The following is an 18784-nucleotide window of genomic DNA, read 5'->3' on the forward strand; positions in this document are numbered from 1 at the left end:
CGAGCGTGCAAATGCCAAAGCCGTGCTGGCCTATCAGACTGTTTTACTCCCGCGGGTCCCGAATGGTAAAGCGCCGGCTGATCCTACCCCTTCAGCACGTCGGCCCACTCCGGATGGCGGCGGAACTGGGCGTTGGCGAAGGGACAGAGCGGGATGATCTTCTTGCCCGCCGCGCGCGCGTCCTCGACGGCGCGGGTGACGAGCCGAAGCCCAGCACCCTGGCCGCGAAACGCGTCGGGCACTTCGGTGTGGTCGATGATGATCTGGTGCTCGCCGATCCTGGTGAAGGTCATCTCCGCCTCGGCGCCGCCCGGACCACGCAGCACGTAGCGGCCCTTGGAACCACGATCTTCGAGTTCGATCTCCGGCAGTTGGTCAGGCATCACTTACTCCTTGGGCCACGCCGGCAAGGAGCTGCCGCGCCGCCTCGATTTCGTTCGGCCGCACTTCGTGCCCGCCTTCATGCCACTCCACTGTGACATCGGCGCCATCGGCGCGCAAATAGGCTTCGAGCCGCGAAGTCAGGTTCGGCGGACAGATCGGATCCCGCCTGCCGGCGGTCACCAGAATGCGGCGCCCGGCAAGACTGCCGTTCACCTCCGGTTCGAACGGGATCAGCGGGTGCATCAGCACCGCCGCGTCGAACAGGTCAGGGGCTTCGAACAGCAGCGACGCCAGGATGTTGGCGCCGTTGGAGTAGCCGAGAGCGTGTATCGCCGACGGCTTCGCCGCTGCTATCTGCGCCTTGACGAAGCCCGCCATCTTCCGAGTCGCGCGCGCCAGGTCCTGCATGTCATAGACGCCCTCGCCGGTGCGACGGAAAAAGCGCGCAGCGCCTTGTTCAGACACATCGCCGCGTGGCGAGATGATGGTTGCCTGGGGCGCGAGATCGCGCCCCAGCGAGACGAGCTGGCCCTCGTCGCCTCCGGTGCCATGGAAGACGAAGAGCAGCGGACCGCCCGGCGAACCGGGCAGCACCTTGTGGATGTAGCTGTCTGTGCTCATGACCCCGCCCCTCAGTCTTCCAACTTCTGCAGATGCTTTTCGAGATAGGGCCGCAGGTGCTGATGCTGCGCCGGCAGCTTCAAGGCTTCACCGAGATGGGCGGTGTCCTCGTCGCGGTCGAAGCCCGGCTCGTTGGTGGCGACTTCGAACAGAACGCCGCCCGGCGTGCGGAAATAGATCGCCCAGAAGTAATCGCGGTCGATCACTGGCGTCACCTGGTAGCCGGTATCCATCAGCGCCTTGCGCACTTCGAGCTGCCTGGCTCGATCCTCGACGGCGAAAGCGACGTGATGGACCGAGCCCGCGCCGAGATCGGCAAAGGCGGCACCGGGTAGCGATTCGATGTCGACGACGTCGGCGCCATTGCCGTTCCTGATCGCCAGCCGCCGGACATTGCCGGATTTGTCGACCTCCTCATAGCCCATGAACTTCAAGAGTTCCTCGGTGGCGCCGCCATCCTTCAGGCGCAGCGACACGGAGTGAAAGCCGCGGATCGCCTCGTCGGCGGGAATGCCGCCCTTCGCCCATGGCGCGCGCGTGTCGGCCCTGTCCTCGACGAGCGCGAAACCGTCGCCGTCCGGTCCGGCGAAGGCCAGACGCTTCTCGCCAAAGGTCTCTTCGCGCGACAGGCCGGCGATACCTTCCTCGGCGAAGCGCCTTTCCCAATAGGCGAGCGTGCCTTCCGGCACCGAATAGGCGGTGGTGCCGACTTCGCCGACGCCGTGACGGCCCTTGCCGATATTGGGAAACGGAAAATAGGTCATCACCGAACCCGGCGTGCCGAGCTCGTCGGCATAGTAGAGGTGGTAGACGTCGGGCGCGTCGAAATTGACCGTTTTCTTGACCCGGCGCAGGCCAAGCTTCCCAGTGAAGAACTCATTGTTCTGGCGGGCATCGCTGGCCATCGAGGTGACGTGATGCAAACCCTTGATCTGATCGAGCATGAGTGCTGCTCCCTTGTTCTGTTGCGGCCCCTGCCGCTGTCCTCGCCAATATGAGCATCGGCCTGTTCCCGTCAAAGGCGACAAAGACGGGATGGACTGTACTCTGGAAGTGAACAATCGAAAGCAGTTTGTTCACCGATCCACCAGCAGCCCAGGCTTGCGCCGGGGCGGGATTTCGGTTCCATGAGCGACGCTCGCACATTAGCCAAGGATTATCGCCAGTGACCGGAAAAGGCAGGCGTCCGAACGTTCTCCTGATCACCTGCGACCAATGGCGCGGCGATTGCCTTTCGGCGGCCGGCCATCCCCTGGTGAAGACGCCGAATGCCGACGCATTGGCAGCGGAAGGCGTATTGTTCAAGCGGCACTATGGCGGCGCGGCACCCTGCTCGCCGGCCCGTGCCTGCCTCTATACCGGCCTCTACCAGATGAATAACCGGGTTTGCCGCAACGGCACGCCGCTCGATGCCCGTCACGGCAATATAGCGCTTTCGGCGCGCGCGCTGGGCTACGATCCGACGCTGTTCGGCTACACCGACGTATCGCTGGATCCGCGCCGGCTCGCTCCGGCTGATCCGCGGCTGCGAAGCTATGAAGGCGTGCTTCCTGGTTTCACGGTGCGCCAATTGCTGCCAGAGCATCAGAAGCAGTGGCTGTCATGGCTGGGAATGCAGGGCATCGATACCGACGCCGGCTCCCCCGCGATCCATCGACCGGCGAACGGGGCAGGCGACGCCGGCTCCGTGACGACTGCGCCGCCCGTCTATTCGAAGGAGCAGACGCCGACGGCTTTTCTTGCCGGCGAATTCATCCGATGGCTGGGCGAACAGGATCATGCCGCGCCCTGGTTCGCGCATCTCTCTTTCATCAGCCCACATCCGCCCTTCATCGCGCCTGCACCATACGACGCGATGTACGACCCCGCCGACGGCCCCGGCTTTCGCCGCGCGGCAGGCTGGCAGAAAGAGGCGGACAGCCATCCCTATCTCGCCTACGATTTCGGCAGGCAGAAAAAGCACAAGTTTCGACCTGGCGCCGCCGGCAGCGTACATGACTGGAGCGAGGATGATTTCCGCCGCATCCGCGCGATCTATTACGGCATGATCTCGGAAGTCGATGCGCAGCTCGGCCGTATCTGGCAGGCGGTCAAGACGGCGGGCGCGTGGGACGACACGGTCATTGTGCTTACCTCCGACCATGCCGAGATGATGGGCGACCATTTCATGCTGGGCAAAGGCGGCTTCTTCGACGCCAGCTATCATATCCCCCTGGTCATCCGCGACCCACGTCACGGCCACACCGCAGGCGTGGCCGTCGACCGCTTTACCGAGGCGGTGGACATATTGCCGACCTTGCTCGACCTGCTGGGCGGCGAACCGGCGCCGCACCTCGACGGTCACTCGCTGCGGCCGTTCATCGCCGGCGAGGAGCCGTCGGACTGGCGCGACGCCGCGCATTGGGAATTCGATTTTCGTTCGATCGCGAAAGGCGAAGCCGAACGGCATTTCGGCCTTGCCTCGCGCCAGTGCAATCTCGCCGTGATCCGCACGGAAAAATTCAAATATGTGCATTTCGGCGGCGGCCTGCCGCCATTGCTGTTCGATCTGGAGAAGGATCCCGCCGAGCTCGCCAATCTGGCCGCCGATCCCGCCTATCTCCCGATCAGGCTCGAGTTCGCCGAACGGCTGCTTGCCTGGCGGGCCGAACATCTCGACCAGTCGCTGACGCTGGCGGAGCTGACCAGGGATGGCATTGTGGGCTATGCAAGTAGGGCAGTAGGGGAATAGGGAATCCCTATTGCCCTACTGCCGTTGTTGCTATCTCACGATCATCCGCTGCTGCTCGCGGTTCTGCGCATAGCTGCCTTTGTCATAGGCGGCCTGGGCCTCGAGCTGCTCCTTGGTGAAGGTCGTGTAGAGATATTTGTTACCGTCCTTGTCGGTCATGAATTTCAGGTTGTCCATACCGACGGCGACTTCCTTCTCGCCGACGCCGAGGAAACCGCCGACATCCACGATGACCGCGTCGGTCTTGTTGTCGGGCGTCAGCACGACATCGCCGATCTCGCCGACCTTGACGTCGTTGGCGCCATAGACTGTGGTACCCTTGAGATCGTCGCCCCTGACCTCTCCGACAGGCATTTCGGTCAGTTTGGATTTGTCGATCGCTGCGGTCTTCGTCTGGTCGGGAGCGGTCGCATCAGGCGTGGAGGCGGACGGGGCCTGCGCCGTCTTGTCCATCGGAGCCGTATTGGTTGTCGGCGCGACGGCCGGGGTGGACGCAGCAGGTGCGTTGGATGCGGTCGTGACCGGAGCCGGATCATAAGCCTTGCGGTTGAAGTCCGGCAATGCCTGCAGCTCTTCCTTGGTGGTTTGGGCCACCAGCCAGCGGTCGCCGTTTTTCTCGGCCCACTGGGCCTTGCCGAAATCATAGGTGACGTTCTTCTCGCCGATGCCGAGGAAGCCGCCGACGCCGATGACCAGTGATTGCGCCTTGCCTTCCTTGGTCAGGACGATGTCGTTGACGTTGCCGATGTTCTGCGCATCGTCGCCGGTCCCGTTATAGACGCTCTCACCGATGATATTGGTGGCGAGATTGCCGTCGGCGCGCTTCACCGGTTCCGCCGGAGCCGCGTTCATGTCGACTGGCGCCTGGGCGGTATCGCTCGGCGCGGATGTTGACGGCGCCTGTGCCGCTGTCGATGCGGCCGGTGTCGGAGCATAGGGCTTGGTGTCGAACTCCGGCTGCGCCGTCAACTGGTCCTTGGTCGTCTGGGCGACCAGCCAGCGGTCGCCGTTTTTCTCGGCCCACTGCAGCTTGTCGTAATCGAACGCGACATTCTTCGTCCCGACGCCCAGAAAGCCCCCGACGCCGATGACTATGGATTTGGCCTGACCGTCTTTGTCGAAGACGATGTCGGTTACTTTGCCGATATTCTCGGCATTGTCGCCGGTGCCGTTATAGACCGATTCACCGATGATGTTGGTGGCGATGCTGCCCTCGGCGTGCACCACAGGAGCGGCGGGTTGCTCCGCGCCAGGCGCAGCCGGTGTCGGAGTTGTCTGCGCATGCGCGCCCGTCGCCACGAACATGGCAAGAGCAGTCGTGGCTAAAAGATTGCGGATCATGATGGTGTCTCCTCGTGCCTGATTTCATGCATGCCGCACCGGCCTCCGCCGTCACCGGCGACGGGCGAACGCGGCATTCGCCTGATCACAACGTCGTGACTGCGCCCATTGTTCCGACAAAAGCCAGGACGCATATTCTCCGCACACGCGGCTCGCAACTTGCGTCCTGCAAAGGGAAATTCGCCGCATCATCCGGAACCTTTTTGCTACTTGCGCCGTTCAGCCGACGGCTGGAGCTTCTCCGGCTCGGAGTTTTTTTGAGAACACGGAGGGGACATGCGGTTTGCGGCGGTGCTGAACCGGGACGGTGGCACCTTGCGCACCCTCGACCTGGATAGCTTTCGCGATCGCATGCGCGACCTGCTGGAGGCGGCAGGCCATTCCATCGATATCGACGTGGTTGCCGGCAAGGACATCGTGCCGGCATTGGACAACGCGGCTTCGCGTCGCGGCATCGACGTGGTTCTCGCCGGCGGCGGCGATGGCACGATATCGGCGGCGGCGGCGCGGCTGATGGGCAAGAAAAAGGCGCTGGCCATATTGCCCGCAGGCACCATGAACCTCTTCGCGCGCGGGCTCGGCATCCCGCAGACGCTCGATGCGGCTTTGCGATCCTTCGCCGATGGCGAGGTGATGGCGGTGGACATCGCCACCGCCAATGGCCGGCCTTTCGTGCATCAGTTCTCGATCGGCATGCACGCCAAGATGGTGCAGCTACGCCAGAACATGGAGTTCGGCTCCCGGCTGGGCAAGATGCGGGCATCCGCGAAAGCGGCTTGGCAGACGATCAAGAATCCGCCGGCGATGACGGTCACCCTGACCATTGGCGAGGCCGAGATCACGGCGCGAACCACCGGCGTCGGCGTCACCAACAACCTGTTTGGAGAGGGTCACCTGCCCTTTGCCGACAATCCGGCGGGCGGCGTGCTCGGCATTTATGTCACGGTCGCGCGGCAGCGCGCCGAACTGGTCAAGTTCTTCTTCAACGTCGCGCGTGGCAAATGGCGGGACAATGAACATGTCGAAATCCATCAGACAGAGCGGGCTGTGCTGAAGATCCGGTCGGCGGCCAGGAAATACCGCGCCGTCCTCGACGGTGAACTTATCAAGCTCGAGGACGAAATTACCATCGAAATCCACCCGGGCGCCTTGAACGTGCTGGTGCCGCGGCACGCCATGCGGGCAAAGGCGGCCTGATGCAGGGGCAGCCGACGAGGAACAGAAGACTAGCCGCTCGGAGCGCTGCCTTGTTCGGTGGTCGGGGATTTCGTGTACTCGCCGTAAATCTCGACGATGCCCCAAACGACAAAGGCCAGGAGAAGTCCCGCAATCAGGATCCGCAAGCCGTGCCAGCCCCAGTGTCCCTGACGCGCTTTGTTTTCAGGAATGGTCTTGGGCATAGCCGGCCTCGATGCGATGTGGACGCGTTGAGCGTCTCTGGCAAAACATCTTCGGGTAACGGTTCCTTGCTACGAAGGTTCCGCGTTTGGCCAAGCCCTTCGCCGGCAAGTCGGGAAGGCGAAGTCGGAGGGCTCGCGAGGAAGCGTTGGGGGCGCTGGTGAACAAGGCGGCGAAATTGGCGCCGGGCCTTCCGGCCGAAGTAATGCACGTCGTCAACGACGCCGGCCGGCTGGCCGTGCTGCACGGCTTGCAGGCGCTGGATACGATGGCTGACGCCGACTTCGACGGCGTCAGCCGCCTTGCCGCGGCCGCCATGCGCGCACCGATCGCGCTGGTTACGCTCGTCGACGTCGAGCGGCAATGGTTCAAGTCGCGTGTCGGCCTGGACGAGATCGAGACCGCAACCGACATCTCCTTCTCCGCCCATGCGATTGCCGCGGGCGGCGAACTGATGGTGGTACCCGACGCGACCTTGGATCCGCGTTTTAAAGCCAACTCACTGGTCACGGGCAAGCATCACATCCGCTTCTTTGCGGGCGCGCCGGTGACCGTCGCCGGCGCCAGGATCGGAACGCTCTGCATTTTCGACCGCAAGCCCCGTCCCTATCCATCGCGCGTCAGGCTCGACCAGTTGAAGGCGCTGGCCGGCCTAGCCGCCAGTCTGTTCACGCTGAAGGATGCGACGCGCAGCGGCGCCATCGCCGAGGCGGCGCTGGTTCGCGAAGAAAAACGGCGCGCCATAGCGCTCGACGCGGCATCGCTTGCCAGCTGGGCCTGGGACATCCGCACCGACATGATCGAATGCGATGGTTTGCTGCCGGAATTGTTCAATCTGCCGCGATCGAACCGGTTGCGGGCGCGCGACATCCTGATGGCAATAGATCCACGCGACGTCTATCAAACCGAAACCCGCTTCCGCGACGCCTTGGCCGGCGGCGACGACTATTTCGGCGAGTACCGCGTGAAAGGCTTCCATCCACCCCGCTGGCTGGCGACGCGCGGCCGCGTCATCGAGCGCGATGGCGACGGCAAGCCGACGCTGATCTTCGGGGTCAATTACGACATATCAGAACGCAAGCTTGGGGAGGAAAGGCAAAGGCTGCTGCTTCGCGAACTCAATCATCGCGTCAAGAACACGCTGGCGACCGTTCAGGCGCTGGCGACGCAGACCGTGCGCCATGCCCGGCAGCCGAGCGCTTTCCTGGAAGCCTTCGGCGCCCGGCTCCAGGCACTCGGCATCGCCCATAATCTGCTGTCCGACCGGGAATGGCGCGGCATCGGCATCCATGAACTCGTCCAGATCGAGGTGAGGCCCTTCGACACCGCCGAGCAACTGCGCATGACGATCACCGGTCCCGATCTGTTGCTGTCGCCGGACCAGGCAGTGGGGCTGGGCCTGATCTTGCACGAACTGGCCAGCAACGCCCTGCAATATGGGTCGCTGTCGGCGACATCCGGCAAGGTCGATCTGAGCTGGAAGACACAAGGCAGAAAAAGCGACCGGCGCCTTGTCTTGACCTGGCGCGAAAGCGGCGGTCCTGCGGTTGCCCCGCCCGAGCGGCACGGTTTCGGCTCGATCCTGATCCGCCGCAGCCTGGCCAAGGTCATCTCCAGCGAAGTGGCGCACGAGTTCCGGCCGGAAGGCGTCTTTGCCGAAATATCCATGCCGCTGGAGGATCTCTCCAAGTGACCGGCCCACCTTTAATCCGGGCCCAGCCTTCATCCGGTCAGCCTCAATCAGGATCGCCGCCAGCCGGCCCGCCGGGACCTGGTTTCACGTTCTCGCGGTAGATGGCATAAGCCGCCAACGCCACGGCGGGACCGAGAATGGCCCCGAGGCCGCCCTTTCCCTTGAGCAGCGCCGGCAGAGCGGCCAGTGCGGCGGTGACCCCGATTGCCGTCATGTCCGCCTTGCGCCGTTCTGCCCGGCGCCGTGCGCGCGAGCCGGCCGAGAAGCGATAGATCAGCAAGATCAGGCCCGCGACGATCAGAAAGCCGACGCCGAATCCCAACGCCGCAGCGAGCGGCCCATAGCGGTCCGCAGCCCAGATATAGCCGGCCCCGATCAGGAAGCCGAGACCGCACAGCGCCGCAAGCGCGGCAAGCGCATAGACAATTGCAGCCGTGCGCGCGCGGCGCATGGCTGCAACGGTTTCGCCCGAAGCCAGGCCCGAGACAAGGGAAGCCAGCAATCCCATTTGAGCGGGACTAGCGGCGCGCCAGGAGCGCAAACAGGAAGCCGACGCCGGCGGCGATCGCCAATGAAGTCACCGGCTTCTCGCGCACGCTTGCCGCTATCTGCGCCTCGATATCCCTGGTGTTGCTGCGCAGGCTGTCAAAGGCTGCCTCGCCTTGGGCGCGCAGATGCTCGACACCTTCGGCGGCGGCACGGCGGGCGGTGCCGTATCCATGCTCGCCTGTCTTGGCCAACTGCTTCGTAAGCTTGTCGATATCGGCCTTCAACTGCCTGATATCGGCTTCGAGGTCCGAGTTCGCCCGCGCTTCGCTTGCGTTCTTTCCTGCGGCAGCTGCCATCGCTTAACTCCCTGTGATTGCTGTGGTTTCAACGCGCTGCATGTCTCAAGGTTCCGAGCCCCTCGGATAAACGGGCATGATCCCGCAAAGCGGGTGTCGGTTTGCCGAAAAGATCACGCTCAATCCAATGGATAGAGGCCATCCTGGTTCCATCGATCTGGACCCTAGCTCAAAACGGGTCCTCCTGCATCCGGTCAGATCAGCGGCCGCCGTTCCTTGCCCAGCCCCTCCCAGCCGGCAAGCTGCTTCAACCCTTCATGATCGATGATCTCGCAGCCGCCATCGCGCCAAGCGATCAGCTTGCGATCCATCAGCTTGCGAATCGTCTTGTTGGTATGGACCAAAGACAGGCCGAGGGTATCGGCGATGTGCTGCTGCGTGAACGCGATCCGGGTGAACCGCCCGCCATTGAGGCCAACGGCCTTGGCCCGGCTGCCGATGAAGGCGATGAGATAGGCGGTGCGCTCGATCGCGCTGCGGCGGCCGACGCTGAGCAGGTTCTCATCCAGCATCCGCTCCTCGCGCGACGCGATCCAGGTGATGTCATAGGCCAGGCCCGGATGGTTGCGGAAAAGCTCATACAGGGACTCCCGCTCGAACACGCAAAGCAGCATCGGCGACAAGGCTTCGACGGAATGCTGCATTTCGCCCATCACGCCGCCTTGCAGCCCGATGAGATCTCCGGGGACGGCGTAGTTGAGGATTTGACGGCGGCCATCCGACAACAGCTTGTAACGGAAAGCCCAGCCCGACAGCACCGTGTAGAGATGGGCGCTGCGGCGTCCTTCCACCAGCACCGTTGCGCCCTTGTCGACCGCGAGCTCGCCTTTCTTCAATTTGTCGATGAAGGCCAGTTCCGATCTCTCGAATTTGCGGAAACCGGCAGCGGCCGCAGTGGGCAATTCTCGCAATCGTACCGGCGGCTGGAGGAAGCAAGGCCGTTCTGGATTGACATTTCGACCGCTCCTCGAGAGCCGCGGGCTCAGCCGCTGCGTTAGCATGTCTTTTTTAAATGACAGCGCGTCAAATAGCGATCATGACTCGCTGCGTTTCAAGGAGCCATTGCCTGTGTCGCCTTTGCTTGACGGATTGCGCATTCTTGTCCTGGAAGATGAATTTCTCATCGCCATGGATGTCGAGCAGCTTTGCCGTGATCACGGCGCCGACGACGTGGTGCTTGTCCGTGACCTGGCCGAGATCGATGGCCGACAGGTTGCCACCCAATTCGATGCGGCGATCGTCGACCTCATGCTGGGGGGCACTCCGACTTTCGACTTTGCATCGCGCCTGCGTGAAACGGGCGTGCCCTTCGTCTTTGCCTCCGGTTATTCGGATGCGGACGAGATCAAGGTTGCCTTTCCAGGGATAAGGCTGGTCAGCAAACCTTATTCGGGCGAAGATCTTGTGGAAGCGGTGGCCCGGGCCTGCGGACGAGTCCCGCCCGCCTGACGACGTCGCATCGCGTAAGAGTCAGAGCGGATGCGATGGCGATTCTGTCAGCCGTTTCGATGCGACGCTTTTTTAGTGCGCCGCCGTGCCCGTGACCTGTGCTGAGATCGCATCGGGACCGTACTCGTCTTCGCCGGAGATTTTCAGTATCTCCTGCAGGCGCGTGCGGGCTCGGCTGACGCGGCTCTTGATCGTCCCGACCGCGCAACCGCAAATCTCGGCCGCCTCCTCGTAAGAGAAGCCCGAGGCGCCGATGAGGATGATGGCCTCGCGCTGGTCTTCGGGCAGCTGCTCGAGCGCACCGCGGAAATCCTTGAGGTCGAGCTGGCCGTGCTGGGCGGGATGCACCGCAAGCCTGGCTGTCATGATGCCGTCGCTGTCCTGCACCTCGCGGCCGCGTTTGCGCATCTGCGAATAGAACTCGTTGCGCAGGATGGTGAAGAGCCATGCCTTCAGGTTGGTACCGGGCTGAAAGCTCTCATGCTTGTCCCAGGCCTTGACCAGCGTTTCCTGCACGAGGTCGTCGGCCTTGTCGGCATTCTGCGTCAGTGACACTGCGAAGGCACGCAAGCTCGGTATTGCCCCAAGCAGATCGGTCTTGAAGCCTTGTGAGACCGTTGCCATGCCTCAGTCCTTTTTCTGTGCGGGCTCGGCCCGCTCCAGTTGGCTGAGCAACTGCGCGAAACGATCCGGCACATCGTCGGAGACCAGCTCGTCGTAATACTGCTTGAGTTTGCGTCCGATTTCGGAATTCGGCCCGAGCGGGTCGCCCACGCCGTTCCGGCGCCTGATTGAGGCGCCAGTCAAGACATCTTTCGTCATTTCCTTCATTTCGCCCTTTAATCCAGCCCCATAGCCGCTCAACATAACTCAACACAACACAAGCGGCATCCTCGTCTGGTTGCCCATCCCCAATTCAAACGCCGTTCAGGCGTATTAGTTCCCGGGGCCGGAACTTTTTGCGAAAGCCCGCGTTTGTGTCGTTGGGGCTTGCAATGGGGCTTGACCTGCATTTTTAGTCAATCACGTCATCTGAGGGAGACGTCCGTCATGAGTTTATCCGCCACCATCGCTCCGCACCTGCCGTTCCTGCGCCGCTTCTCGCGTGCCGTATCGGGATCGCAGGAGAGCGGCGACGCGCTGGTTGCCGCGATGCTTGAGGCCATCATCGCCGATGTCGACATTTTTCCCGAGGCATCCAGCGACCGAATCGCGCTGTACAAGGTCTTCGCCAAACTGTTCACGTCCGTCGCCATCCGCGTTCCACAAGAACAGGCGCAATCGGCATGGGAACAGCGCGCTGCGGCCAATCTCAATGCGATCGCGCCGCTTCCCCGCCAGGCCTTCCTTCTGGTGGCCGTTGAGGGTTTCAGCGAGGATGAGGCGGCCGAAATTCTTGGCGTCGGCGAACAGGAATTCTCAGAACTGCTTGCCCAGGCGAGCAACGAGATTTCCCGTCAGGTGGCGACCGACGTGTTGATCATCGAGGACGAACCGCTGATCGCCATGGACATAGAGGAGATGGTCGAGAGCCTGGGCCATCGGGTCGTCGGCACCGCCCGCACCCATGCCGAAGCGGTGACGATGTTCGGCAAGACGCGGCCGAAGATGGTGCTCGCGGACATCCAACTCGCCGACGGCAGCTCGGGCATCGAGGCGGTGAACGAGATTCTGTCGTCGACTTCCGTGCCGGTGATCTTCATCACCGCCTTTCCCGAGCGTCTCCTGACCGGCGAGCGCCCCGAACCGGCTTTCCTGGTGACGAAGCCGTTCAACCCGGACATGGTCAAGGCGTTGATCAGCCAGGCTCTGTTCTTCGACCGGCAGGCGAAAGCAGCCGCATAGCCATGCGCAACTGAAGTCGCAAACGCGCGCAAAAGCAGGGCGCGACCAGCCGGAAGGTTCCGCTGGCCGCGCCTTGCTTTTCCGCGCCACGATGGTGCGCGGGGGGATCGTCTTTTTCGGCGAAAAGTGGAACAAACCGCATCCACCCACGTTTTTCTCACATAGTTGGAAGGAGATGGAACCATGCTTTACTGGGCGCTCGTATTTCTTGTCGTGGCAATCATCGCCGGCGCGCTTGGTTTCGGCGGCATTGCCGGTACATCTGCCGGGATAGCGCAGATATTGTTCTTCATCTTTCTCGCTTTCCTCATCATTTCGCTTCTCGCCGGCCTGTTCAGACGGGCCTGAGAGTTATCAGGCGAACACTGGAAGCCGCACCCCTCAAACGGTTTCCAGCCACCGCCGGGTGGTGTCCCACAAGGACGCCGCCCGGCGGACCGCTTTTGGGCGTCTGGTTCCCGTAAAACCTGCCTTGGAACCCATTGGACGGTGAGCCGTTCAGCCTGAGTTGGGTGAACAGGTCGGATGCGTTCCAGGGCTCGAGATACCAAGAAGAACGAGCGGGGGGACGAGGTCATCGCCCTGCATCCCGCCGAGAGCGGCATGCAACTTGGCCGGGCGCTTCTCCACGCACTGCACAATGCCGGTATTTCCGTCCTCTACCAGGACCGCGACATGAAAACCGTCTGGGCGCGGAACATGCGTGCGCCCTGGGCCGCCGACAGCAGCGAGGGCGACGGCATCCTGCCGCCGGCACAGGCCGACCGCATTGGCGCTGCCAAGCGCAACGTCGTCGCAAGCGGCGATCCGCAGCGCCTCGAGATCGGCGTCCCGATGGAGGACGGCATGCGCTGGTTTCAGGTCTGGATCGACGCCGACCATGGCGAGGCCGGCGACGTGCAAGGTGTCGTCACCACCATGGTCGAGACGACCGAGCAGCGACGCCGCGAACAGACGCTGACGACGCTGTTGCGCGAAGTCACGCACCGCTCGAAGAATTTGCTGGCAATCATCCAGAGCATCGCCACCCAGACGGGACGCTATTCCGACAGCATCGGCGATTTCCTGACCCGCTTTCGCGGCCGGCTCCAGTCGCTGGCCTCCTCCCAGGATTTGGTAACCTCCTCCAACTGGCGCGGTGCTGCCCTTCGCGAACTCGTCGCCGGTCAGGTCGGCCGCTACGGGACGGACGCGTCGCACAGCCTTCGCTTCCGCGGCGCAAATCCTTACCTCAACCCCAACGCCGCGCTGCATATCGGCCTTGCGATGCATGAACTGGCCGTCAACTCGGTCAGCTATGGCGCCCTGTCGCGGCCGGAGGGCTTCGTCGAAGTGACCGCCGTCCTCGACACCGCCGCCGATGGCGGCATTGCCCTGTCGCTGACCTGGGCCGAAACCATAGGAACCGACAGCAACCAAGAGGGCAAAAAGCGCTTCGGCAGCGTCGCACTGGAACGCGTAGTGCCCTCTTCCCTGAACGGAACGGCGCGCCTCGAGATCGCGGATGGTCGCCTCGAATACCATCTCGTTGTTCCGCACGGCAATTTCGAGACGGAGTAGGCGACCGCCATTTTTTAACCGGCTGTTCACCATAGAAGCAGATGCTGTTTTTGCCAGATACCGATGGAACTGCCGAGCCGACGAGCAGGCTTTCGAGGGCTTTGCCGCAGCATAGTGGGGAGGAGCGCCTTGACGGTCGCCGATATCAACAGACTCGAGCAGGCCGCTCGCATTTCGATGAGCGAATTCCAGGATCCCGAGACATCCACGGCATCGCCGGTTGCTCATGGCATCCTGCCCATCGTCGCTCCGGCGTTGGCCGCGGCAATTGTCCTGATCGCCCTGTCCCAGCTGGCCTGATCCCGCCCCCACGTTCGCGCGCGCACATCGCTCGGGTTTTTCGGCGGCCGAGGCATCGGAAAGCTGCGCCCAGAAAAAGACTCTCTTCACCAACAATAAATTGGAGCAGCAAAGGTCGTTTTTTCATGCTAAGTGACGGCTGGAGCTTATTAAAGTGAGGACACGAAGTGAGGAGTGACCCTATGCGGAAAATTCTTATTGCCATGGCTGCCGTGGTCGCCGTCAGCGGCTGTACCTCGACCGAGCAGGATGTCGTCGGCGGTGGCTTGATCGGCGCCGGCGTGGGCGGCTTGGTCGGCGGCGGCAAGGGCGCGCTGATCGGCGCGGCCGTCGGTGCCGGCTCCGGCCTGCTGGTCCGCAACCTGCGCAATGGATACTGCCAGTATCGCGATCATCGGGGTCGCATCTACACGGCTCGCTGCAACTAATTGCGAGCAAGGAGCGGATCGGCGATCTATCGACGCTGAACCGCTCCGAGCAACTTGAATCGCGCGCTGTCGGGCTCATTCGCGAACCCGGCAGCGGTGCGGCAATTTATTGGCCGCCGCGCGAAGCCTGGAGCGATTCCGCCAAGCCCGATGGCATTCACGCCGGCAGCGGAATCCTGATTTCCACATTCAATCCGTCATCGCGATAATCGCGGTGGATCGTGCCACGCAGCTCACGCGTGACATTGAGGTCAATCAATTTGGTGCCGAAGCCGGTCGTGGCCGGGGCGTCGACCTTCTTCTGCCCGGTTTCCTGCCAGCTCAGAGCCAAGACCCGGTCACGCCCGCGCCCTTCGACCGACCATTCGATCCTGAGGGCGCCGACCGTATTGCCGGCCTCGCCGTATTTCAGCGCATTCGTTGCCAGTTCGTGGAAGGTGAGGCCCAGTGCCTGCGTCGTGGTTTCGTCAAGCAGCACCTCCGGCCCGGACAAAAGCTCTTCCGGCAGCTCCTTTCCGAACACTTGGCCAAGCTCGATGCGCAGGAGATCGCCGAGATCCGCCTTCTGCCAGCGCGAGCGCGTCAGCATGTCCTGGGACGCGGCCATTGCCTGTAGCCGGGCCGAGAAAGATGCCGAGAACTCATTGACGTCGCTGGCACGTGACGCGGTCTGGCGCGCGATCGCCAGCACTCGCGTGATCGAATTCTTGATGCGATGCTTCATCTCCTGCAGCATCAAATCCTTTTCGAGCAGGCTCTTTTCCGTCGTCTCATGCAGCAGCGATGCTGCCTCGTAGGCTCGCTCCTGATAGCGCGCGACAAGCGCGATGGCGCCGGCCAGCAGCAACCCGAACAGGCCGAGCATGACTGGGATGGCCCGCGACGATGGCTGCGAGAAGGCGCTTGTCGGCCTGAACTGCACGGTCCACGGACGGCCCGCCACGCTGATCTTGCGGGTGACCAACAGCCTGTCGCCAAAGCCCGACACGGGCGGCGTCTCCGACCGGAACAGCAAATGATCCGGATCGACGCCGCCATCGTAGATTTCGGTGTTGACCGGCAGCAGCGGCGCGCGGCTGAGCGCGATCTGGAACAACTCCCTGGCCCGGAAGGCCGCGTAGAGAAAGCCTACCGTCGAGGATCGCGATGCGTTTATGGCATCAGGTGCGGTCTCGACGTTGAGCCGCACGAAGACGAGAAAGCCGGTGAAGGTCTGTGCTGCACCCGTGTCCTGGCCGAGTTGCACCAGCCCGCTCGCGTGCTGCTGGTCATCTGCCATTGCCTTCTCGATTGCCGCGCGCCGCACGGGCTCGGTGAACATGTCATAGCCGATGCTGGCCTTGTTGGACGGATCGAGCGGCTCGAACAGCACAACGGGCGTGCGCCATGGCTGCGTCGTATCCGGATAGATCGCACGCCTGACGCCCTGGTCATGCAGCATGTCGCGTTCGACCGTTGCCTCGTCGCCTGCTTTCACCAGCCGGAGAAAGCCGATGCCGCGCAGGCCGGCGAAATTGGTATCGACATTGAGGGCATTGAAGAACGCTTTGAACTCGCTCTGCGAGATGTCGCCATTGCGGGCGTCGAACAAGGCTTGCGACGAGCGCAGCAGCGACAGCTGCAGGTCGATCCGGCTCTCGATACGGTTGAGCGCATCGTCCGCGGTCGCGTCGAACTTGATGCGAGCCGCCTCTTGCGTCGCGAAATAGGCGAACCCCGCCATTGTCATGCTGATCAGCGCAACGGCAACGAAAGCGACGATTGGAAAAAGCTTCTTCAACGGACAATGCGGCCTATCAGCATGTGAGCCCTTTATGGGCAAGTCGCCCGGTCAACACAATGGCAAGGCCAAGCCATCCCGCCGGCTGGCATATCACCTGATCGGCAGATCGGTAACGGGCTCAGGCCAGCAGGCTTCAGGCGGCGATCTTCAACGCGCCTGGTCCGGGAATGGCGCCAGGCGGACATTTGCCCAGGATGATCATGCCCAGCACCTCGTCCTGCGTCACATCGGTGGTGCGGGCAGTGCCGACGACCTGGCCGTTTTTCATGACGCACACCCGGTCGGCCAGTTCGAATACGTCGTGAATGTCATGGCTGATCAGGAAGATGCCGATGCCGTCGGACTTGAGCTGCCTGACCAGTTCCCCGACCTGGGCCGTTTCCTGCGGTCCAAGTGCTGCCGTCGGCTCGTCCATGATCAGGATGCGGGCGTTGAACAGGATCGCGCGTGCGATCGCCACCGACTGCCGCTGTCCGCCCGACAGCTTGATCACCGGCTCCTTGAAGCGCTGGAAGCGGGGATTGAGCCTGCCCATCACCTTGCGCGCCTCGGCCTCCATGGCGACATCATCGAGCGTGCCCCAGGCGGTCCTCAGCTCGCGGCCGAGGAACAGGTTGGCGGCGGCGTCGACATTGTCGGCGAGCGCCAGGGTCTGGTAGATCGTCTCGATGCCGTATTTCTTGGCATCGCGTGGGTTGGAGATCGAAGCCTCTTCGCCGTTGACGAAGATTTGGCCCGCGTCACGCTTGTAGGCGCCCGACAGGATCTTGATCAGTGTCGACTTGCCGGCGCCGTTATGGCCGAGCAGGGCCACGACCTCGCCGGGGAAAAGATCGATCGAGGCATCGTCGACGGCGCGAATGCCGCCGAACGCGATTGAGATGTTGCGCATGTCGACCAGCGGGTTGCCGGCGGGAGCGATCCTGTCAGCCATGATTGTCCTCCTCCCTCAAACGCGTTTGCGATAGACGGTGTCGAGCCACACCGCGATGACCAGCACGGCGCCGACGACGATGCTCTGCAGAGGCGAGTCGACGCCGAGCAGCACCATGCCGGATTGCAGCGACTGCATCAGAAGCGCGCCCAGCATGGCGCCGATGATCGTTCCCGAACCGCCGGCGAGCGACGTGCCGCCGATGACGGCCGCCGCGATCACCAGCAATTCATCGAGCGTTCCGAGCACGTTGGTGGCCGAGTTCTGCCGGGCCGACGAGATCGCGGCGGCGATCGTGGCCAGCACGCCCATGATCATGAACACTTTCATCGTGATCCAGCGCGTATTGATGCCGGCGAGGTTGGCTGCTTCCGGATTGCCGCCAATGGCAAAGACATAGCGACCAAAACGGGTGCGTTTGGTGATGAAGGTCATGACCAGCCCGACGGCGATGGCCATCAGCACCGGTATGGCGATGCCGTGGGCGATGAACAGGCCGCCCTCGGGCACGGTTATGTTGTTGGCGGCTGCATATCTGTTCACGATGCCGACAGGCCATGGATAGGAATTGGCCAGCCAAACCGCGCCCATGATGACGGCGCAGGTGACCACGCCGATCAGCGTCTCGGCCCAGATCGGACGCAGCGGGAAACGGAAGCGCTTGCGCTGTACCCGCCCGTTGAACAGCGCAAGCACCACCGCAAGGCAGGCGGCGATGCCGACCACCCAGCTCCAGGTCGCGCCGATCGATCCGGCCGGGCCGCCGCCCATCAGCTGGAACGTCGCGTTGAGCGGCGCCACCGTCTGGCCGCTGGTAACCCACCATGCCGCACCGCGCCAGACCAGAAGCCCGCCCAGCGTCACGATAAAGGCCGGCACTTCGAGATAGGCGATGACAAAGCCCTGGAAGGCGCCGATCAACAGACCGAGCACCAGGCCGATGACCAGCGCCAGCACCCAGATCCATGGGTTGCCAAGCTCAAGCCCGACGAAGCGCACTAGGAAATGCACTTGGGCGAAGCCCATGACCATGCCGATCAACCCTTCGGCGGAACCGACGGACAGATCGATATTGCGCATGACGATGACCAGCACCATGCCGCAGGCCATGATGGCGACGGCCGAGGTCTGCACCGACAGGTTCCACAGATTACGCGGCGTGAGAAAGGTACGGCTGTCGAAATCGAGCGGATTGACGCCGAGACGCAGGCTGGACAAGACATGCAACCCGATCCAGATCAGCAGCAGCGCGCCGATCATGCCGAGCATGCGCGTGTCGATCTCGGTCGCCTTAAGGAACCGGGCGACGGCGCCGAGTTCCGACGCACGCGCGGTGTCGGCCTGCGGGTTGGACGTCGTATCGGTCATGATTTTCTCCCGCCGGCCTGCCCGTCCGATGCGGGATGCCGGAAGCCAGCCTAGAAGTTACCCGCCCGGGGCGGAAAAACAAATTTTCTTGAAAAAACGCCGCG

At 62.9% G+C, this 18784-nt stretch carries 21 protein-coding genes and 1 pseudogene; 9 read left to right on the forward strand and 13 right to left on the reverse strand.

From position 1 onward, the window contains the following. Nucleotides 1–83: 83 nt before the first annotated feature. The 3 genes from LB547_RS17680 to LB547_RS17690 are packed head-to-tail and all read right to left on the reverse strand — an operon-like array spanning nt 84 to nt 1949. Nucleotides 84–383: a GNAT family N-acetyltransferase gene (locus LB547_RS17680; protein ID WP_140500600.1), complete on the reverse strand. Its 300-nt coding sequence runs from the start codon at nt 381–383 to the stop codon at nt 84–86. Continuing rightward, a complete protein-coding gene (locus LB547_RS17685; RefSeq protein ID WP_140525475.1) occupies nt 376–1005 on the reverse strand; it encodes an alpha/beta hydrolase in 630 nt (209 codons plus the stop codon). The genes LB547_RS17680 and LB547_RS17685 overlap by 8 nt, the downstream gene beginning before the upstream one ends. An 11-nt stretch (nt 1006–1016) precedes the next feature. Further along, nucleotides 1017–1949: a VOC family protein gene (locus LB547_RS17690; protein ID WP_140763804.1), complete on the reverse strand. Its 933-nt coding sequence runs from the start codon at nt 1947–1949 to the stop codon at nt 1017–1019. 221 nt (nt 1950–2170) lie between these two features. Between LB547_RS17690 and LB547_RS17695 the strand changes: the two genes are divergently transcribed. After that, a complete protein-coding gene (locus tag LB547_RS17695; RefSeq protein WP_140763801.1) occupies nt 2171–3736 on the forward strand; it encodes an alkaline phosphatase family protein in 1566 nt (521 codons plus the stop codon). 30 nt (nt 3737–3766) lie between these two features. Here the strand turns inward: LB547_RS17695 and LB547_RS17700 are convergent, their stop codons facing one another. Beyond that, nucleotides 3767–5077, reverse strand: coding sequence for a PRC-barrel domain-containing protein (locus LB547_RS17700; protein WP_140763798.1), 1311 nt, complete (start codon nt 5075–5077; stop codon nt 3767–3769). A gap of 276 nt (nt 5078–5353) precedes the next feature. On the opposite strand from LB547_RS17700, the gene LB547_RS17705 reads away from it, so the two are divergent. Next, nucleotides 5354–6274, forward strand: a complete 921-nt coding sequence (locus LB547_RS17705) for a diacylglycerol/lipid kinase family protein (protein ID WP_140763795.1) — start codon at nt 5354–5356, stop codon at nt 6272–6274. A gap of 29 nt (nt 6275–6303) precedes the next feature. Here LB547_RS17705 and LB547_RS17710 read toward each other — a convergent pair whose 3' ends face one another. After that, complete coding sequence (locus tag LB547_RS17710; RefSeq protein ID WP_181165417.1) at nt 6304–6477, reverse strand: hypothetical protein; 174 nt, start codon at nt 6475–6477, stop codon at nt 6304–6306. 203 nt (nt 6478–6680) lie between these two features. Between LB547_RS17710 and LB547_RS17715 the strand changes: the two genes are divergently transcribed. Next, a complete protein-coding gene (locus LB547_RS17715) occupies nt 6681–8168 on the forward strand; it encodes a sensor histidine kinase (protein WP_181178046.1) in 1488 nt (495 codons plus the stop codon). A 43-nt stretch (nt 8169–8211) separates the two neighbouring features. On the opposite strand, the gene LB547_RS17720 is transcribed toward LB547_RS17715, so the two are convergent. From LB547_RS17720 to LB547_RS17730, 3 genes and pseudogenes are all read right to left on the reverse strand, one after another. Further along, the gene (locus LB547_RS17720) at nt 8212–8676 is read right to left on the reverse strand and encodes a hypothetical protein (RefSeq protein ID WP_140500594.1); all 465 of its coding nucleotides are present in this window, start codon (nt 8674–8676) and stop codon (nt 8212–8214) included. 10 nt (nt 8677–8686) lie between these two features. After that, nucleotides 8687–9013, reverse strand: coding sequence for a DUF883 family protein (locus LB547_RS17725; RefSeq protein ID WP_140517891.1), 327 nt, complete (start codon nt 9011–9013; stop codon nt 8687–8689). A 194-nt stretch (nt 9014–9207) separates the two neighbouring features. Beyond that, nucleotides 9208–9968: pseudogene (locus LB547_RS17730) on the reverse strand (Crp/Fnr family transcriptional regulator). A 44-nt stretch (nt 9969–10012) separates the two neighbouring features. Here LB547_RS17730 and LB547_RS17735 point away from each other — a divergent pair. Next, complete coding sequence (locus LB547_RS17735) at nt 10013–10462, forward strand: response regulator (RefSeq protein ID WP_140500637.1); 450 nt, start codon at nt 10013–10015, stop codon at nt 10460–10462. A 72-nt stretch (nt 10463–10534) separates the two neighbouring features. Here the strand turns inward: LB547_RS17735 and LB547_RS17740 are convergent, their stop codons facing one another. Then, nucleotides 10535–11086 carry an RNA polymerase sigma factor gene (locus LB547_RS17740; RefSeq protein WP_140500591.1) on the reverse strand — a complete coding sequence of 184 codons (552 nt, stop codon included), beginning with the start codon at nt 11084–11086 and terminating at the stop codon, nt 10535–10537. Between the two features lie 3 nt (nt 11087–11089). Beyond that, nucleotides 11090–11293, reverse strand: a complete 204-nt coding sequence (locus LB547_RS17745) for a NepR family anti-sigma factor (protein ID WP_181165418.1) — start codon at nt 11291–11293, stop codon at nt 11090–11092. A 219-nt stretch (nt 11294–11512) separates the two neighbouring features. Here LB547_RS17745 and LB547_RS17750 point away from each other — a divergent pair, with 219 nt between their 5' ends. From LB547_RS17750 to LB547_RS17770, 5 genes are all read left to right on the forward strand, one after another. Next, complete coding sequence (locus LB547_RS17750; protein ID WP_140500589.1) at nt 11513–12307, forward strand: response regulator; 795 nt, start codon at nt 11513–11515, stop codon at nt 12305–12307. A gap of 183 nt (nt 12308–12490) precedes the next feature. Further along, a complete protein-coding gene (locus LB547_RS17755) occupies nt 12491–12655 on the forward strand; it encodes a DUF1328 domain-containing protein (RefSeq protein WP_006203859.1) in 165 nt (54 codons plus the stop codon). A 177-nt stretch (nt 12656–12832) separates the two neighbouring features. After that, nucleotides 12833–13867: a sensor histidine kinase gene (locus LB547_RS17760; protein WP_140500587.1), complete on the forward strand. Its 1035-nt coding sequence runs from the start codon at nt 12833–12835 to the stop codon at nt 13865–13867. Between the two features lie 129 nt (nt 13868–13996). Further along, complete coding sequence (locus LB547_RS17765; protein WP_181167424.1) at nt 13997–14167, forward strand: hypothetical protein; 171 nt, start codon at nt 13997–13999, stop codon at nt 14165–14167. A 182-nt stretch (nt 14168–14349) separates the two neighbouring features. After that, on the forward strand, nt 14350–14595 hold the full coding sequence (locus tag LB547_RS17770) for a YMGG-like glycine zipper-containing protein (protein ID WP_140500585.1): 246 nt from the start codon (nt 14350–14352) through the stop codon (nt 14593–14595). A 157-nt stretch (nt 14596–14752) separates the two neighbouring features. On the opposite strand, the gene LB547_RS17775 is transcribed toward LB547_RS17770, so the two are convergent. The 3 genes from LB547_RS17775 to LB547_RS17785 all read right to left on the reverse strand — a co-directional run bounded on the left by LB547_RS17775 (nt 14753) and on the right by LB547_RS17785 (nt 18680). After that, nucleotides 14753–16375: a CHASE domain-containing protein gene (locus LB547_RS17775; protein WP_140517889.1), complete on the reverse strand. Its 1623-nt coding sequence runs from the start codon at nt 16373–16375 to the stop codon at nt 14753–14755. 136 nt (nt 16376–16511) lie between these two features. Further along, a complete protein-coding gene (locus tag LB547_RS17780; protein WP_140500582.1) occupies nt 16512–17312 on the reverse strand; it encodes an ATP-binding cassette domain-containing protein in 801 nt (266 codons plus the stop codon). Between the two features lie 15 nt (nt 17313–17327). After that, on the reverse strand, nt 17328–18680 hold the full coding sequence (locus LB547_RS17785; protein WP_140561572.1) for a sugar ABC transporter permease: 1353 nt from the start codon (nt 18678–18680) through the stop codon (nt 17328–17330). Nucleotides 18681–18784: the final 104 nt, after the last annotated feature.

Source organism: Mesorhizobium sp. B264B1B (assembly GCF_020165765.1).
Taxonomy (GTDB): domain Bacteria; phylum Pseudomonadota; class Alphaproteobacteria; order Rhizobiales; family Rhizobiaceae; genus Mesorhizobium.

What these genes read in the sequence shown, in the direction of transcription:
- LB547_RS17760 (WP_140500587.1), top strand. Translation starts at nt 12,833, where the DNA reads ATGCGTTCCAGGGCTCGAGATACCAAGAAGAACGAGCGGGGGGACGAG.
- LB547_RS17785 (WP_140561572.1), bottom strand. Translation starts at nt 18,680, where the DNA reads ATGACCGATACGACGTCCAACCCGCAGGCCGACACCGCGCGTGCGTCG.
- LB547_RS17705 (WP_140763795.1), top strand. Translation starts at nt 5,354, where the DNA reads ATGCGGTTTGCGGCGGTGCTGAACCGGGACGGTGGCACCTTGCGCACC.
- LB547_RS17680 (WP_140500600.1), bottom strand. Translation starts at nt 383, where the DNA reads ATGCCTGACCAACTGCCGGAGATCGAACTCGAAGATCGTGGTTCCAAG.
- LB547_RS17710 (WP_181165417.1), bottom strand. Translation starts at nt 6,477, where the DNA reads ATGCCCAAGACCATTCCTGAAAACAAAGCGCGTCAGGGACACTGGGGC.
- LB547_RS17700 (WP_140763798.1), bottom strand. Translation starts at nt 5,077, where the DNA reads ATGATCCGCAATCTTTTAGCCACGACTGCTCTTGCCATGTTCGTGGCG.
- LB547_RS17780 (WP_140500582.1), bottom strand. Translation starts at nt 17,312, where the DNA reads ATGGCTGACAGGATCGCTCCCGCCGGCAACCCGCTGGTCGACATGCGC.
- LB547_RS17720 (WP_140500594.1), bottom strand. Translation starts at nt 8,676, where the DNA reads ATGGGATTGCTGGCTTCCCTTGTCTCGGGCCTGGCTTCGGGCGAAACC.
- LB547_RS17690 (WP_140763804.1), bottom strand. Translation starts at nt 1,949, where the DNA reads ATGCTCGATCAGATCAAGGGTTTGCATCACGTCACCTCGATGGCCAGC.
- LB547_RS17725 (WP_140517891.1), bottom strand. Translation starts at nt 9,013, where the DNA reads ATGGCAGCTGCCGCAGGAAAGAACGCAAGCGAAGCGCGGGCGAACTCG.
- LB547_RS17745 (WP_181165418.1), bottom strand. Translation starts at nt 11,293, where the DNA reads ATGAAGGAAATGACGAAAGATGTCTTGACTGGCGCCTCAATCAGGCGC.
- LB547_RS17715 (WP_181178046.1), top strand. Translation starts at nt 6,681, where the DNA reads ATGCACGTCGTCAACGACGCCGGCCGGCTGGCCGTGCTGCACGGCTTG.
- LB547_RS17755 (WP_006203859.1), top strand. Translation starts at nt 12,491, where the DNA reads ATGCTTTACTGGGCGCTCGTATTTCTTGTCGTGGCAATCATCGCCGGC.
- LB547_RS17735 (WP_140500637.1), top strand. Translation starts at nt 10,013, where the DNA reads ATGTCTTTTTTAAATGACAGCGCGTCAAATAGCGATCATGACTCGCTG.
- LB547_RS17750 (WP_140500589.1), top strand. Translation starts at nt 11,513, where the DNA reads ATGAGTTTATCCGCCACCATCGCTCCGCACCTGCCGTTCCTGCGCCGC.
- LB547_RS17685 (WP_140525475.1), bottom strand. Translation starts at nt 1,005, where the DNA reads ATGAGCACAGACAGCTACATCCACAAGGTGCTGCCCGGTTCGCCGGGC.
- LB547_RS17740 (WP_140500591.1), bottom strand. Translation starts at nt 11,086, where the DNA reads ATGGCAACGGTCTCACAAGGCTTCAAGACCGATCTGCTTGGGGCAATA.
- LB547_RS17770 (WP_140500585.1), top strand. Translation starts at nt 14,350, where the DNA reads ATGCGGAAAATTCTTATTGCCATGGCTGCCGTGGTCGCCGTCAGCGGC.